14 protein-coding genes are annotated in these 14,707 nt (G+C 56.9%); 8 read left to right on the top strand and 6 right to left on the bottom strand.

Translation table 11 applies throughout. From position 1 onward, the window contains the following. Window positions 1-48: 48 nt before the first annotated feature. Both msrA and C2U54_RS07070 read left to right on the top strand, forming a co-directional pair. Window positions 49-690 carry a peptide-methionine (S)-S-oxide reductase MsrA gene (gene msrA / locus C2U54_RS07075; protein WP_103178003.1) on the top strand — a complete coding sequence of 214 codons (642 nt, stop codon included), beginning with the start codon at window positions 49-51 and terminating at the stop codon, window positions 688-690. Window positions 691-878: 188 nt separating this feature from the next. Then, window positions 879-2,216: a hemolysin family protein gene (locus tag C2U54_RS07070; RefSeq protein WP_103178002.1), complete on the top strand. Its 1,338-nt coding sequence runs from the start codon at window positions 879-881 to the stop codon at window positions 2,214-2,216. Window positions 2,217-2,274: 58 nt separating this feature from the next. Here C2U54_RS07070 and C2U54_RS07065 read toward each other — a convergent pair whose 3' ends face one another. Then, on the bottom strand, window positions 2,275-2,481 hold the full coding sequence (locus tag C2U54_RS07065) for a DUF1107 domain-containing protein (protein WP_032616223.1): 207 nt from the start codon (window positions 2,479-2,481) through the stop codon (window positions 2,275-2,277). 329 nt (window positions 2,482-2,810) lie between these two features. Here C2U54_RS07065 and C2U54_RS07060 point away from each other — a divergent pair, with 329 nt between their 5' ends. Continuing rightward, complete coding sequence (locus C2U54_RS07060; protein ID WP_103178001.1) at window positions 2,811-3,368, top strand: YtfJ family protein; 558 nt, start codon at window positions 2,811-2,813, stop codon at window positions 3,366-3,368. On the opposite strand, the gene cysQ is transcribed toward C2U54_RS07060, so the two are convergent. Next, on the bottom strand, window positions 3,362-4,102 hold the full coding sequence (gene cysQ, locus C2U54_RS07055) for a 3'(2'),5'-bisphosphate nucleotidase CysQ (protein ID WP_103178000.1): 741 nt from the start codon (window positions 4,100-4,102) through the stop codon (window positions 3,362-3,364). The genes C2U54_RS07060 and cysQ overlap by 7 nt on opposite strands. A 191-nt stretch (window positions 4,103-4,293) precedes the next feature. Here cysQ and C2U54_RS07050 point away from each other — a divergent pair, with 191 nt between their 5' ends. After that, on the top strand, window positions 4,294-6,237 hold the full coding sequence (locus C2U54_RS07050; protein ID WP_103177999.1) for a bifunctional 2',3'-cyclic-nucleotide 2'-phosphodiesterase/3'-nucleotidase: 1,944 nt from the start codon (window positions 4,294-4,296) through the stop codon (window positions 6,235-6,237). A gap of 118 nt (window positions 6,238-6,355) precedes the next feature. Here the strand turns inward: C2U54_RS07050 and C2U54_RS07045 are convergent, their stop codons facing one another. Then, window positions 6,356-6,736, bottom strand: a complete 381-nt coding sequence (locus C2U54_RS07045; RefSeq protein ID WP_103177998.1) for a winged helix-turn-helix transcriptional regulator — start codon at window positions 6,734-6,736, stop codon at window positions 6,356-6,358. Between the two features lie 89 nt (window positions 6,737-6,825). Between C2U54_RS07045 and C2U54_RS07040 the strand changes: the two genes are divergently transcribed. From C2U54_RS07040 to C2U54_RS07030, 3 genes are all read left to right on the top strand, one after another. Continuing rightward, window positions 6,826-7,674, top strand: a complete 849-nt coding sequence (locus C2U54_RS07040) for an SDR family oxidoreductase (protein WP_103177997.1) — start codon at window positions 6,826-6,828, stop codon at window positions 7,672-7,674. 81 nt (window positions 7,675-7,755) lie between these two features. Continuing rightward, window positions 7,756-8,580 carry an AraC family transcriptional regulator gene (locus tag C2U54_RS07035; protein WP_103177996.1) on the top strand — a complete coding sequence of 275 codons (825 nt, stop codon included), beginning with the start codon at window positions 7,756-7,758 and terminating at the stop codon, window positions 8,578-8,580. A 75-nt stretch (window positions 8,581-8,655) separates the two neighbouring features. Continuing rightward, window positions 8,656-9,621 (top strand): DMT family transporter, encoded by a 966-nt coding sequence (locus tag C2U54_RS07030; protein ID WP_103177995.1) that lies wholly within the window; start codon window positions 8,656-8,658, stop codon window positions 9,619-9,621. A gap of 86 nt (window positions 9,622-9,707) precedes the next feature. Here C2U54_RS07030 and C2U54_RS07025 read toward each other — a convergent pair whose 3' ends face one another. Then, a complete protein-coding gene (locus C2U54_RS07025; RefSeq protein WP_103177994.1) occupies window positions 9,708-11,357 on the bottom strand; it encodes a methyl-accepting chemotaxis protein in 1,650 nt (549 codons plus the stop codon). 243 nt (window positions 11,358-11,600) lie between these two features. Between C2U54_RS07025 and ytfE the strand changes: the two genes are divergently transcribed. Next, window positions 11,601-12,263, top strand: coding sequence for an iron-sulfur cluster repair protein YtfE (gene ytfE, locus C2U54_RS07020; RefSeq protein ID WP_103177993.1), 663 nt, complete (start codon window positions 11,601-11,603; stop codon window positions 12,261-12,263). 90 nt (window positions 12,264-12,353) lie between these two features. Here ytfE and cycA read toward each other — a convergent pair whose 3' ends face one another. Together cycA and fklB are read right to left on the bottom strand one after the other, a co-directional pair. Then, window positions 12,354-13,763, bottom strand: coding sequence for a D-serine/D-alanine/glycine transporter (cycA, locus tag C2U54_RS07015; protein WP_103177992.1), 1,410 nt, complete (start codon window positions 13,761-13,763; stop codon window positions 12,354-12,356). A 308-nt stretch (window positions 13,764-14,071) separates the two neighbouring features. After that, window positions 14,072-14,692 carry an FKBP-type peptidyl-prolyl cis-trans isomerase gene (gene fklB / locus C2U54_RS07010; RefSeq protein ID WP_168191996.1) on the bottom strand — a complete coding sequence of 207 codons (621 nt, stop codon included), beginning with the start codon at window positions 14,690-14,692 and terminating at the stop codon, window positions 14,072-14,074. Window positions 14,693-14,707: the final 15 nt, after the last annotated feature.

Below are 14,707 nucleotides of genomic sequence, written 5' to 3'. Positions count from 1 at the left end.
GCGTCGTGACAACCTTAACCCAAACATCACCCACCCGGAGGCCACACCGTGAGTTTATTCGATAAAAAGCACCTGGTTGCTCAGGCGGACGCATTACCGGGACGTAACACCCCTATGCCTGTCGCCACTCTCCATGCCGTTAACGGCCACTCCATGACTAACGTCCCGGAGGGGATGGAAATTGCCCTGTTCGCGATGGGCTGTTTCTGGGGCGTGGAGCGCCTCTTCTGGCAACTGCCGGGCGTCTACAGCACCGCGGCAGGCTATACCGGGGGCTATACCCCGAACCCAACCTACCGCGAAGTCTGCTCCGGGCAGACCGGTCACGCCGAAGCGGTACGGGTAGTATATGATCCGAACGTCGTCAGCTACGAACAGCTGCTGCAGGTATTCTGGGAAAACCACGATCCTGCGCAGGGTATGCGTCAGGGCAATGACCACGGTACCCAGTACCGCTCGGCGATCTATCCGCTCACGCCGGAACAGGATGCCGCCGCCCGCGACAGTCTGGCGCGCTTCCAGCAGGCGATGCACGCCGCCGGCGACGATCGCCCGGTGACGACCGAAATCACCAACGCCTTACCGTTCTATTATGCGGAAGATGACCACCAGCAGTATCTGCATAAAAATCCGTACGGCTACTGCGGTATCGGTGGCATTGGTGTCTGCCTGCCGCCTCAGTTGGCATAACAGTAAGCCGGTTTTGCCTGTTGACGAGCAAAACCGGCTCAAAAAGCGATCTCTGGCGACTTTACAGCCGTTTACGCTATACTACCCCTCGAAATAACCGGCCTACCGCTTCGGACCGGTGTTCAAAATATCTACACACCTGTATGACCAACTTCCCTCCGAGGATCTGGCGAGAAGCCGGATAAGATATGTTAAACAGTATTTTAGTAATACTTTGTCTCATCGCTGTCAGTGCATTTTTCTCTATTTCAGAAATCTCTCTGGCCGCATCCCGTAAAATTAAACTTAAACTGCTCGCCGATGATGGCGATCTCAATGCCCAACGCGTCCTGAAAATGCAGGAAAACCCGGGGATGTTCTTTACCGTGGTGCAAATCGGCCTCAATGCGGTCGCCATTCTTGGCGGTATTGTGGGTGATGCTGCATTCTCGCCCGCATTCCATAGCGTTTTCTCCCGATACTTCTCCCCTGAGCTTTCCGAGCAGCTGAGCTTCATTCTCTCCTTCTCACTGGTGACTGGCCTGTTCATTCTCTTTGCCGATTTGACCCCGAAACGCATCGGTATGATTGCGCCAGAAGCTGTGGCTTTGCGCATCATCAACCCGATGCGCTTCTGTCTCTTCGTGTTCCGCCCGCTGGTGTGGTTCTTTAACGGCCTGGCCAATACCATTTTCCGTCTGTTTAAGCTGCCGATGGTGCGTAAAGATGACATCACCTCTGACGATGTCTACGCGGTATTTGAAGCTGGCGCGCTGGCGGGGGTGCTGCGTAAGCAGGAGCATGAGCTGATCGAGAACGTGTTTGAGCTGGAGTCCCGTACCGTGCCGTCCTCCATGACCGGGCGTGAGAACGTGATCTGGTTCGATCTGCACGAAGATGAGCAGAGCCTGAAGAAAAAGGTGGCGGAACATCCGCACTCCAAGTTCCTAGTCTGTAATGAAGATATCGATCACATCATCGGTTATGTCGACTCCAAAGACCTGCTGAACCGCGTGCTGGCGAACCAGAGCCTGACGCTGAACAGCGGGGTGCAGATCCGCAATACCCTGATTGTCCCGGACACCCTGACGCTCTCCGAAGCGCTGGAAAGCTTCAAAACCGCCGGGGAAGACTTTGCGGTGATCATGAACGAATACGCGCTGGTGGTGGGGATCATCACCCTGAATGATGTCATGACCACCCTGATGGGCGATCTGGTGGGCCAGGGTCTGGAAGAGCAGATTGTGGCGCGCGATGAGAACTCATGGCTGGTGGACGGCGGTACGCCTATCGACGACGTGATGCGCGTGCTGGACATCGACGAGTTCCCGCAGTCGGGCAACTACGAGACCATTGGCGGCTTTATGATGTTTATGCTGCGTAAAATCCCGAAACGCACCGACTCGGTGAAGTTCTCGGGATATAAGTTCGAGGTGGTGGATATCGACAACTACCGCATCGACCAGCTGCTGGTGACGCGCATCGACAACAAACCGACGGTGCTGGTGCCAAAAATGCCGGATGCTGAAGAGAACGCCTCGGCCTAAACCAGAAACATCAACGGCTCCCATCGGGAGCCGTTTCTTTTACTGCATAGCACGTTGGTTAAGCCATCTCAGTTTGCAGACGCATAACCTGACGGTTGACTTCGGACATCACAGAAAAGTGCTGTTTATCCTTCACTTTTGGGACAAGGATTTTGCCCTTATCAAACTCAAAAGCGCCAACGTCCTTGATATACAACCGTCCACGGAACAGGATTTTTACGTATTTAGCTACCTGAAGCGGATTGTAGCGTTGAAAAATTTTCATTCTATTATCTCCTGCGAATCATACGCTCTTGCGGCACCACAATCGGGCCGACCCTCTGGAGCGCAAATTTTGTTGCCCAATGACTATAGACGAGAAAAATGGTGATACCCAGTCTGCATAAGTTTATTTACCTTTTGATGACAAATAATCAGAATATTCTTTGCAATCGTAACTTTTGGGCAGTATAAGCCATCGTTTTTGTGCAGATATGTGCGTTCCCCCTCACTCTGGCACCGGGATTGCGGGTAAAGCGCCGCGATCGCACTTATGATTAAAACATCAGACCAAGTGGTCGGATCACCTGCTAATAAAACAAAAAGGAAAACACCATGACCATACGTAACATCCTGGCAACTGCCTGCCTGATGCTGCCACTGATGGCTTCCGCACATAATTTTGAGAAGGGACAACGAGTGCCACCGGTGGGCATTGCCGACCGGGGAGAATTGATCCTCGACAATAATGAGTTTAGCTACAAAACCTGGAATAGCGCGCAGCTTCCTGGCAAAGTGCGAGTGGTGCTACATATTGCCGGTCGCACTTCGGCAAAAGAGAAAAACGCAACCCTGATTGAAGCGATCAAGTCGGCACATTTACCAAAAGATACTTATCAGACCACTACCATAGTGAATACCGATGATGCGATACCGGGTTCCGGCATGTTCGTGCGCAGCAGCCTGGAGAGCAATAAAAAGCTCTACCCATGGTCACAGTTCATCGTCGACAGTAACGGCGCGGCGCGCGGCGCCTGGCAGCTGGAAGAAGAGAGCTCAGCCGCCGTCGTGCTGGACAAGCAAGGTAAAGTGCAGTGGGCGAAAGATGGGGCGCTGACCCAGGAGGAGGTGCAGCAGGTGGTCGCCCTGCTGCATAAGTTGGTCGGTCAGTAAAGCGAGACCCGGAAGCCTGGATTAAGGAAAGATTCCCGCGGGGTATAGTCGAGCGGCTTGCCCTGCCAGTCGTGAACATGGGCGCCCGCGGCGGCGGCAACGGCATGGCCTGCCGCCGTATCCCAGACGTTGGTTGGCCCAAAGCGGGGATAGAGCTGCGCCTGCCCTTCTGCCACCAGGCAGAACTTCAGCGATGACCCGATCGACGTTGTCTGGTGCTCGCCCAGCTGATGTAGATACTCCTCAAGTTCGTTATCCGAGTGAGAGCGGCTGATCACCACCAGCGGTGGCCGGGCGTCACGCACCTGGATCGGGTTGCGCACCCCGCACTCCTCTTTCCACGCTTTGCCTTCGGCGGCGCTGTACATCACCTTCAGCACCGGGGCGTAGACTACCCCCAGCACCGCTTTGCCTTTATCAATCAGGGCAATATTTACCGTAAATTCACCGTTACGCTTGAGGAACTCTTTGGTGCCGTCCAGCGGATCAACCAGCCAGTAACGCTGCCAGTGCTGGCGCTCCTCCCAGGGCTGGGGATCTTCTTCGGAAAGCACAGGGATATCGGGCGTTAACGCCTGCAAGCCTTTCAGGATCACGCCGTGCGCCGCAAGATCGGCTGCGGTCACCGGGGAGTCGTCGATTTTACGGATCGTATCCATCGGGATCTTACCATCGTAGACCTGCATAATGGCCTCGCCCGCTTCCCGTGCGAGCTGACAAATTTTATCTAACATTCTCCACCTCTTTGTTATCACAGTGGGTATAACTCTTTGTTTTATTTATATCGCATTGTGAATAAATCCGCTATCTGTGAAGCAATTCCGGTTTCAGGGCCCTTTTTTCTGGCAGGATTCACAATTCTGTAAGCAAAAAAATATAGATACATATTCTTTTGTGGCCTGGATCGAATAAAAGGACTCCTCTGATGATTAAGTTTAGCGCAACGCTCCTGGCGACGCTGATTGCGGCGAGCGTACAGGCAGCGACGGTTGATCTCCGCATTCTGGAAACCACCGACCTGCACAGCAATATGATGGACTTCGACTACTACAAAGACGCCCCGACGGAAAAATTTGGTCTGGTGCGTACCGCAAGCCTGATTAACGCAGCCCGTAGCGAAGTGAAAAACAGCGTCCTGGTCGATAACGGGGACTTAATTCAGGGTAGTCCTCTTGGCGATTACATGGCGGCGAAAGGTCTGAAAAAGGGCGATGTGCATCCGGTCTACAAGGCGCTAAATACCCTGGATTACGCGGTGGGTAACCTGGGTAACCATGAGTTTAACTACGGGCTGGACTATCTGCATATGGCGCTTTCAGGGGCCAAATTCCCGTACGTTAACGCCAATATCATCGACGTTAAGACCCAGAAGCCGCTCTTTACACCTTATCTGATCAAAGAGACCACCGTGGTCGATCAGGACGGGAAACCGCAGACCCTGAGGATCGGCTATATCGGCTTTGTCCCGCCGCAGATCATGACCTGGGATAAGGCCAACCTGAGCGGCAAAGTGACGGTTAATGACATCACCGAAACCGCCCGCAAGTATGTGCCGGAGATGCGCGAAAAAGGCGCCGATCTGGTGGTGGTGGTAGCCCACTCGGGGCTCTCTGCCGACCCATACCAGGCGATGGCGGAAAACTCGGTCTACTACCTCAGCGAAGTGAAAGGGGTGGATGCTATTCTCTTCGGCCACGCCCACGCGGTCTTCCCTGGTAAAGACTTCGCCAGCATTAAAGGGGCGGACATTGCCAAAGGTACCCTGAACGGCGTGCCCGCGGTGATGCCGGGCATGTGGGGGGATCACCTTGGGGTGGTCGATCTGGTGCTCAATAATGACGGCGGCAAATGGCAGGTCACCCAGTCGAAAGCCGAAGCGCGACCGATTTACGATCTGGCCGCTAAAAAAGCGCTGGTGGGCGAAGATAAAAATATCGTCGAGGTGCTGAAGCACGATCACGACGCCACCCGCGAGTTTGTCAGCAAACCCATCGGCAAATCCGCCGACAACATGTACAGCTACCTGGCGCTGGTGCAGGACGATCCTACCGTGCAGGTGGTGAATATGGCGCAGAAAGCCTACGTGGAGCGCTATATTCAGGGCGATCCCGATCTGGCGAAACTGCCGGTCCTCTCCGCTGCGGCGCCGTTTAAAGTGGGTGGTCGCAAGAACGATCCGGCCAGCTATGTTGAAGTTGAAAAAGGCCAACTGACCTTCCGGAACGCCGCCGATCTCTATCTCTATCCGAACACACTGGTGGTGGTCAAAGCCACGGGCCAGGAGGTGAAGGAGTGGCTGGAGTGTTCTGCGGGCCAGTTTAACCAGATCGACCCGACCAGCACCAAACCACAGTCGCTGATTAACTGGGACGGTTTCCGCACCTATAACTTCGATGTGATCGACGGGGTGGAGTACCAGATTGATGTCTCCCAGCCGGCGAAATATGACGGCGAGTGCCAGGTGGTGAATGCCCAGGCCGAACGCATTAAAAACCTGACCTTTAACGGCAAGCCAATCGATCCGAAAGCGACCTTCCTGGTGGCGACCAACAACTACCGCGCCTACGGCGGTAAGTTTGCCGGGACCGGCGACAGCCATATCGCCTTCGCCTCACCGGATGAGAACCGTTCGGTGCTGGCAACGTGGATTGGCGAGCAGTCGAAGAAGAGCGGCGAAATCCATCCGGCAGCGGATAACAACTGGCGTCTGGCCCCTGTTCACAGCGATGTGAAGCTGGATATCCGCTTTGAGACCGCGCCAACGGAAAAAGCGGCGGCGTTTATCAAAGAGAAAGCGCAGTACCCGATGCAGCAGGTCGCGACCGATGAGATTGGATTTGCGATCTATCAGTTAGATTTAAGCAGGTAAAAGAACGTTGCCGTTTCCCAGGCCGGGTAAGGCGCAGCCGCCACCCGGCAAACAGACCGCACAATGCCCGGCGGCGCTGCGCTTGCCGGGCCTACAAACTCGTAGCCGCCACCCGGCATCAGGCCGCACGTTCATCCCGGTGACTCATCACCTGGGGCAAATTCAGCTCGATCCAGTCGGCCAGCGCCGCCACCTTCTCACTCACCTCTTCCCCCAGCAGGGTCAGGCTATACTCCACGTGCGGGGGCACTACCGGATACGACACACGATTGACAAAGCCATCCTGCTCCAGCGCCTGTAGCGACTGGGCCAGCATCTTCTCGCTCACCCCGCCCATCTTGCGCCGCAGATCGCTAAAGCGATGTGTTCCCTGACGCAACGCCACCAGAATCAGCACGCCCCAGCGGCTGGTCACATGCTTGAGCACATCCCGGGAAGGGCACTGCTCGGCAAAGAGATTGCCGTCGCGCATTTGCGCGCTTAGGGTTGGGTTTGCCATGAGATACTTACCTTTTTGTACGTACTTACTAAAAGTTAGTTTGAGTGATAGTGTGCCACAACATTCACCCGAGACGAAGGATATTCATCATGATCGCGATTACAGGCGCTACCGGCCAGCTTGGCCAACGCGTTATTGAACAGCTGCTGAAAACCGTTCCGGCGAGCCAGCTGGTCGCCATTGTACGTAACCCGGCGAAGGCTGAGGCGCTGAGTCAGCAGGGCGTGACCGTGCGTCAGGCCGATTATACCGACCAGGCTGCCTTCACCGCCGCACTCGCGGGCGTGGATAAACTGCTGCTGATCTCCTCCAGCGAAGTGGGCCAGCGTGCGCCGCAGCACCAGAACGTCATTAACGCGGCGAAGGCGGCGGGCGTGAAATTTATCGCCTACACCAGCCTGCTGCATGCCGACACCTCCCCGCTGGGCCTGCATGTGGAGCACGTCGCCACCGAAAAAGCGCTGGCCGAATCGGGCATTCCTTACGCTCTGCTGCGTAACGGCTGGTACACCGAAAACTACCTCGCCAGCGCCCCGCCTGCGCTGGAACACGGCGTGTTTATTGGTGCTGCCGGTGAAGGCAAAATCGCCTCCGCCACCCGCGCCGACTATGCCGCCGCTGCGGCCCGCGTTATCAGCGAAGAGGGTCATGCCGGTAAAGTTTATGAGCTGGCAGGCGACCAGGCGTGGACATTAAGCGAGCTTGCTGCCGAGCTGAGTCGCCAGAGCGGTAAAAACGTGGTCTATCAGAACCTGAGCGAAGCCGATTTTGCCGCCGCGCTGAAGGGAGTGGGTCTGCCGGCGGGTCTGGCGGAGATGCTGGCCGACTCCGATGTCGGTGCCTCGAAAGGCGGTCTGTTTGATGACAGCCGCACCCTGAGCGCCCTGCTGGGCCGCCCGACCACCACGCTTGCGGAGAGCGTGAAGCACATCCTGTAATTGTTAAAACATGGTTAATTAGTGTGGCATCCCTGCGGGTCATCTCTGATAATGAGACTCTGACCCGCGAGGAGGCTCACCGTGCAAGGCGTACCTGAACAGTTTTTCGATGAGAGAGACAGCGCGCGCTTTCGCCATCTGGCGCAGGTGCCGGGCGTGGAGCTGTATCACGCCCACATCTCCCGCTACGCCTTTGAACCCCACACTCACGAGGCCTTCGGTATCGGCGCCATTGAAGCCGGTGCCGAACGCTTCCGCTATCGCGGCACGCAGTACGTCGCCCCCGTCCACTCCGTCGTCACCATGAATCCCGACGAGCTGCACACCGGCGAGGCCGAAACCGCCGACGGCTGGCGCTACCGGATGATCTATCTCGAACCGGACCTGTTGGAGGAGGTGACAGGCATCCGCCACTGGTGGTTCAGCGACGTCACCCGCCACGATCCCCGCCGTTCGCAGCAGATCTGTCAGCTGATCTACGGCCTGTGGCATACCGACGATCCGCTGGCGCAAAAGGGCCTGCTGCTGGATCTGATTGATACCTTCCAGCCGCTGGCGCGCCATGCGCCGGTCGCAAAAGAAGGGGCGCATCGCTTCGAGCGCGTGCGCGACTATCTCCATGACAACTATATGCACTCCCTGACCCTCGACGAGCTGGCGCAGGTGGTGTCGCTCAGCCCGTACCATTTCCAGCGCCAGTTCAAAGCCCATTTTCACGTCACGCCGCATCAGATGCTGATGGCGATCCGCCTGTGGCGCGCCAAAGCCTTTCTCACCCAGGGACTCCCGGCGGCAGAGGTGGCCGCCGCGACGGGCCTGACCGATCAGTCGCACCTGACCCGGGCCTTTACCCGTCGCTATGGCATTACGCCGGTGCGCTACCAGAAACAGGTAACGCAGCGCTAATGCGCAATCTCATACAATACCGCCCTCTGTTGCCTTTCTACACTGCCAGCAGGTTCAGAGCAGAGGGAGGGAAAAATGATTAGCGGCGTGTTGTATGCCCTGCTTGCAGGGTTAATGTGGGGACTGATTTTTGTCGGGCCGCTGATCGTCCCGGAATACCCGGCGGCGCTACAGTCGATGGGGCGCTATCTGGCGCTGGGGCTGATCGCTCTGCCGATTGCCTGGCTCGGCCGGGCGCGGTTACGCCAGCTGAAAGGCCGGGACTGGCTCACCGCCCTGTCTCTGACGATGATGGGCAACCTGATCTATTACGTCTGCCTGGCAAGCGCGATCCAGCGTACCGGGGCCCCGGTGTCGACCATGATCATCGGCACGCTGCCGGTGGTGATCCCGGTGTTCGCCAACCTGCTCTACAGCCAGCGCGATGGTAAGCTGGCGTGGTCGAAGATGCTCCCGGGGCTGTTTGCCATTGCGCTGGGGCTGGTGTGCGTGAATATCGCCGAGCTGCGTCACGGCGTGGCCGGAGGCAGTGGCTGGCGCTATGTTTCGGGGATCCTGCTGGCGTCGGTGTCGGTGGTCTGCTGGGCATGGTACGCCCTGCGTAACGCCCGCTGGCTGCGGGAAAACCCCGACAAACATCCGATGATGTGGGCCACCGCCCAGGCGCTGGTGACACTGCCGGTCTCGTTACTGGGCTACCTTGCCGCCTGCGTATGGCTGAACGTGCAGCAGCCGGACTTTGCCCTGCCGCTGGGGCCACGGCCATGGGTCTTTCTCGGTCTGATGCTGGCGATTGCCGTCTGCTGCTCATGGGTGGGCGCCCTGTGCTGGAACGTCGCCAGCCAGAAATTACCGACGGTGATCTTAGGGCCGCTGATTGTCTTCGAAACCCTGGCCGGTCTGCTCTATACCTTCCTGATGCGCCAGAGCCTGCCGCCGCTGTTAACCGGCACGGGAATTGTGTTGCTGGTGGTGGGGGTGGTGATTGCGGTAAAAGCAAAGCCGGAAAAAATTTCGGTCGTTCCGGCTTCGGAGCTGTAATTATTGCCCGGCGGCGCTGCGCTTGCCGGGCCTACAAAGTCATGCGTTCCATAGGCCGGGTAAGCGTTAGCGCCACCCGGCCTCTGTCAGAAGGTTTCCCAGTTGGCGTCGGTGGACGCCTGTACCGGTTTGGCTTTTGCAGCATAGGTTTTCATCGGCGCAGCCTTAGTCACCGGGCCCTTCGCAATCTTAAATACCGCCACCGCCTCGTTCAGGCGTGCCGCTTGCTCTTCCAGCGCTGCCGCTGCCGCCGCAGACTCCTCCACCAGCGAGGCGTTCTGTTGGGTCACGCGATCCATCTCGGCCACCGCCTGGCCGACCTGATCGATACCCCGGCTTTGCTCATCAGAGGCGGACGCAATTTCGCCCATAATGTCGGTGACGCGGGTTACGGCGCTGACGATCTCCGCCATCGTCTCCCCGGCCTCATTCACCAGCGCGGAACCGGCGCTGACCCGGGCACCCGAGTCGTCAATCAGCCCTTTGATCTCTTTCGCCGCCTGGGCGCTGCGCTGGGCCAGGGTGCGAACTTCTCCTGCCACCACCGCAAATCCGCGTCCCTGCTCCCCGGCACGCGCCGCTTCTACCGCCGCATTCAGCGCCAGGATGTTGGTCTGGAAGGCGATGCCGTCAATCACGTTGGTGATCTGGGCGATTTTGCTGGAACTGTTGGCGATCTCGTCCATGGTGCGCACCACCCCTTCCACCACGTTTCCGCCTTTTTTGGCGGTGCTTGAGGCATCCAGCGCCAGGCGTGACGCCTGACGGGCATTATCGGCGTTCTGCTTCACGGTGGCGGTCAGCTGTTCCATGCTGGCGGCGGTCTCTTCCAGCGAGGCCGCCTGCTGCTCGGTACGGGAAGAGAGATCGTTGCTGCCTGCGGAGATTTCGCCCGCACCGGTATAAATAGTGTCGGAGCCCTCACGCACCACACCTACGGTGTTCGCCAGCGCCTTCTGCATCTCGTGAACGTTATAGGCCAGCACCGCCATTTCGTTTTTGCCCTGAACGTCAACAGGCTGCGTCAGGTCACCCGCGGCGATAGCGCGAATATGATCGATGACCTCCTGCAGCGGCAGCAGCAGCACACGGCGCATGGCGATCCAACTGGAGACAATCACGGCGATCACCAGAAGCATCATCCCGGAAAGGATCCACAGGATGCGTTTGTAGTCGCTCTCGTTATCTTCGATGCCTTTATCGGTAAGGGCTGCCTGAGCCTGGCGCCATTCACGATAGACTTTCTGCATTGCGGTCTGCTTCTGCTCGGCGTTCTGCTTAAACATATCTTCGAGGTTGCCCTGGGAGAGCAGAAGGTTCATCTGGGTCAGGGTGGCCGAGTAGATGCGGTACTGCTCTTCCAGCTGGCTGGAGAGTTTTTCATCCAGGCCCGGCGTTTCCGGCAGCGCGTAGTATTTGTCGTAATGGGACTGGGCGTCTGCCAGCAGATTTTTTGCCGTGTTGACCAGCTCGTTCAGCTGCCCGCCGTTGATCTGCGAAGCCATGCTGCTTTGCAGGCGCAGCATGCCGCGGTTGAGGGTGACGCGCGCCTGGTTAAGGCTGATCCAGGCGTCGGTGAACTCGGCCACATTCTGGCTGGAGACCTGGGAAACGGTGAAGTTCTCTTTGTCGTTATTAAGCGCATTGATGAAAATGCCGGCGGAGATCAGTTGCATGATCCCGAGCGCCAGCAGCACCGAAATCAGAAGGGTTATCACTTTTATACGTTTAAACATGCGTTGCCTTTTTTATATGCAGGTATTGTCTGACCTGTATCTATCGGCAGGCGCAGCGGGTTGTTTACCGTCTCTGTGCCTTTAAAAAGTTTCTAAACCCGTTTTTTAAATCCATTCATAGAGTTAAATCGGCATTTTTTTGTGATCTGTATCGCTTTTTTACCCCTGCCTATAAAGGGTTATAGCTTCGCCTAAAAGATGCATTTAAAATACACCTTATCAAATAACGATGAGGTAACGACCATGGCCTTCCGCGACCAACCTTTAGGCGAGCTGGCGCTCTCCATCCCACGCGCTTCCGCGCTGTTTCGTAAATACGATATGGATTACTGCTGCGGCGGTAAGCAAACCCTGGCGCGTGCCGCGACGCGTAAGGAACTGGATCTGGACCTCATCGAAGCAGAACTGGCGAAGCTGGCCGAGCAGCCGCTGGAAAAAGAGTGGCGCAGCGTGGCGCTGGCCGAAATCATCGATCACATCATCGTGCGCTTTCACGATCGCCACCGCGAACAGCTGCCGGAGCTGATCCTGCAGGCCACCAAAGTTGAGCGCGTCCATGCTGATAAAGCCTCTGTTCCGCGCGGCCTGGCGAAAAACCTGACCCTGCTGCATGAAGAGCTCTCCAGCCACATGATGAAAGAGGAGCAGATCCTGTTCCCGATGATCAAACAGGGAATGGGCAGCCAGGCGATGGGGCCGATCAGCGTGATGGAAAGCGAGCACGACGACGCCGGTGAACTGATTGAGGTGATCAAGCACATCACCCATAACGTGACCCCACCTGCGGATGCCTGCACCACCTGGCGCGCGATGTATAACGGCATTAACGAGATGATCGATGATCTGATGGAGCACATCAGTCTGGAGAATAACGTCCTGTTCCCACGGGCGCTGGCCGGGGAATAAAAAAGCCCGGTAGCGTTAGCGCTTACCGGGCTTACAAAAGCAACGAACCGTAGGCCGGGTAAGGCGCAGCCGCCACCCGGCACAACACAATTAACGCATGCCAGCCATCCGCTTCTTACCGATAAACAGCCAGCCCAGCCCCAGCGCGATAAACCACAGCGGCGTGACCATCAGCGCCTGACGGGTATCCTCTTCCAGGGTCAGCAGTACCAGCACAAACACGAAGAACGCCATGCAGACCCAGCACATCAGCTTGCCCCACGGCATCTTATAGATGGATTTTTCATGCAGGTGCGGACGCTGTTTGCGGTACACCAGGTACGAGCAGAGGATGATGGTCCAGACGAACATGAACAGGATCGCTGAAACCGTGGTGATCATGGTGAACGCGCCAATCACGCTTGGGTTCACGTAGAGCATCACCACGCCGCCCAGCAGACAGATACAGGAGAAGGTCAGCCCTTTCGCCGGTACCGCACGTTTAGAGAGCTTGGCGAACGCACTCGGGGCCACCCCTTCCTGCGCCAGACCAAACAGCATACGGCTGGTGGAGAAGACGCCGCTGTTAGCCGAAGAGGCCGCGGAGGTCAGCACCACGAAGTTAATCAGGCTTGCCGCCGCCGGTAAACCGACCAGCACAAACAGCTCAACGAACGGGCTCTTGCTGGGTACCACGGAGCTCCACGGCGTGACCGACATAATGACGATTAGCGCGAAGACATAGAACATGATGATACGCACGGGAATGGAGTTAATCGCCCGCGGCAGAGACTTCTCAGGATCTTTGGTTTCTGCGGCAGTGGTTCCCACCAGCTCAATCCCCACAAAGGCGAAGACCGCAATCTGGAAGCCGGCAAAGAATCCGCTCAGCCCTTTCGGGAACCAGCCCCCGTCGTTCCACAGATGGGTGAACGAGGCCTGCACGCCGCTCGGGGAGGTAAAGTGGGTCATGATCATCACCAGGCCGACCACAATCAGGCCGACAATGGCGACGATTTTGATCATCGCGAACCAGAATTCCATCTCACCGAACATTTTTACGGTGGCGAGGTTAAGGCTCAGCAGCAGAATGATGACCGCCAGCGAGGCCACCCAGTCCGACAGTCCCGGGAACCAGAACTGCGCGTAAGCCGTAATGGCGACGACGTCGGCCATTCCGGTCACCACCCAGCAGAACCAGTAGGTCCAGCCGGTGAAATAGCCCGCCCACGGCCCGAGAAGGTCGGAGGCAAAGTCGCTAAAGGATTTGTATTCGAGATTCGAGAGCAGCAGCTCGCCCATTGCCCGCATCACGAAAAAGAGCATAAAGCCGATGATCATATAGACAAAAATGATCGACGGCCCGGCAAGACTGATGGTTTTGCCTGACCCCATAAACAGCCCGGTACCGATAGCGCCGCCGATGGCGATAAGCTGAATATGACGGTTTGTGAGATTTCGCCGTAGCGATTGTTCAGACGGTGCCTCTTCGTCGGCAACGACTTTTACCTGATCTACCATGTGATGTTTTCCTGTTGTTACTGCCTGTGTTGTTTAGGCTCTTCTGGCCCTTTATTACGTCGAAAAGCGATGCCCCGGTTAAGGACACATCGATATTAGGTAAGAATCGGCGGGATGAATACTTTGATTTAAATATTATGTTAACAATATGTTGAAATTGAGTGACATATCACTTAAGCCACGCAAAACAGCTCACAAAAATACACTTACTGTGACCTTTTGCAAGATAATCTGTTGATTGGGGCGTAACTATAGGTTTTTTAACTAATTTCCCCTCCCCTGCCGGGGAGAGGAAGAGGAGAGGCCGCTTACAGGATTTCCAGCAGCTCAACTTCAAAGACCAGGGTGCTGAATGGCGGAATAGAGGCGCCAGCGCCACGCTCGCCGTAGGCCAGGTTCTGTGGGATAGTCAGCTCCCATTTAGAACCCACCGGCATCAGGGTCAGGGCTTCGATCCAGCCTGGGATCACGCCGTTTACCGGGAATTCTGCCGGTTCGCCGCGGGCAACAGAGCTGTCGAACACGGTGCCGTCAATCAGTTTACCGGTGTAGTGCACGCGAACGTGGTCGGTACGCGCCGGGATTGGACCTTCACCCTGGGTGATAACGCGGAACTGCAGACCGGTTTCGGTGCTGTTCACGCCTTCACGCTCACGGTTCTCTTCAAGGAATTTCTCGCCTGCCGCAGCCATCTCTTCGAAACGGGCGCGACGCACAGCGTCTGCACGTTCGTGGATTTCACGCAGCGCGCGGTGAACCACATCTACCGGAACCGCTGGTTGTTTACCTTCCAGCGCATCGGCGATACCCGCCACCAGCGCTTCAGGTAACAGACCCTGCAGACCTGATTCGCTCAGCTGCTGTCCTACCTGCAAACCAATGCCGTAGCTTGCCTGCGCTTCGATTGTGTCAAAAGTCGGGGTGGTCATGGGATTTCCTTCCAT

The sequence above is a fragment of the Leclercia sp. LSNIH1 genome (assembly GCF_002902985.1).
Taxonomy (GTDB): Bacteria; Pseudomonadota; Gammaproteobacteria; order Enterobacterales; family Enterobacteriaceae; genus Enterobacter.
This window is presented reverse-complemented; position numbering and strand designations above follow the sequence as displayed.

Excerpts from the sequence above, each read along its gene's own strand:
- C2U54_RS07070 (WP_103178002.1), top strand. The coding sequence starts at position 879 with ATGTTAAACAGTATTTTAGTAATACTTTGTCTCATCGCTGTCAGTGCA.
- C2U54_RS07065 (WP_032616223.1), bottom strand. The coding sequence starts at position 2,481 with ATGAAAATTTTTCAACGCTACAATCCGCTTCAGGTAGCTAAATACGTA.
- C2U54_RS07060 (WP_103178001.1), top strand. The coding sequence starts at position 2,811 with ATGACCATACGTAACATCCTGGCAACTGCCTGCCTGATGCTGCCACTG.
- cysQ (WP_103178000.1), bottom strand. The coding sequence starts at position 4,102 with ATGTTAGATAAAATTTGTCAGCTCGCACGGGAAGCGGGCGAGGCCATT.
- C2U54_RS07050 (WP_103177999.1), top strand. The coding sequence starts at position 4,294 with ATGATTAAGTTTAGCGCAACGCTCCTGGCGACGCTGATTGCGGCGAGC.
- C2U54_RS07045 (WP_103177998.1), bottom strand. The coding sequence starts at position 6,736 with ATGGCAAACCCAACCCTAAGCGCGCAAATGCGCGACGGCAATCTCTTT.
- C2U54_RS07040 (WP_103177997.1), top strand. The coding sequence starts at position 6,826 with ATGATCGCGATTACAGGCGCTACCGGCCAGCTTGGCCAACGCGTTATT.
- C2U54_RS07030 (WP_103177995.1), top strand. The coding sequence starts at position 8,656 with ATGATTAGCGGCGTGTTGTATGCCCTGCTTGCAGGGTTAATGTGGGGA.
- C2U54_RS07025 (WP_103177994.1), bottom strand. The coding sequence starts at position 11,357 with ATGTTTAAACGTATAAAAGTGATAACCCTTCTGATTTCGGTGCTGCTG.
- ytfE (WP_103177993.1), top strand. The coding sequence starts at position 11,601 with ATGGCCTTCCGCGACCAACCTTTAGGCGAGCTGGCGCTCTCCATCCCA.
- cycA (WP_103177992.1), bottom strand. The coding sequence starts at position 13,763 with ATGGTAGATCAGGTAAAAGTCGTTGCCGACGAAGAGGCACCGTCTGAA.
- fklB (WP_168191996.1), bottom strand. The coding sequence starts at position 14,692 with ATGACCACCCCGACTTTTGACACAATCGAAGCGCAGGCAAGCTACGGC.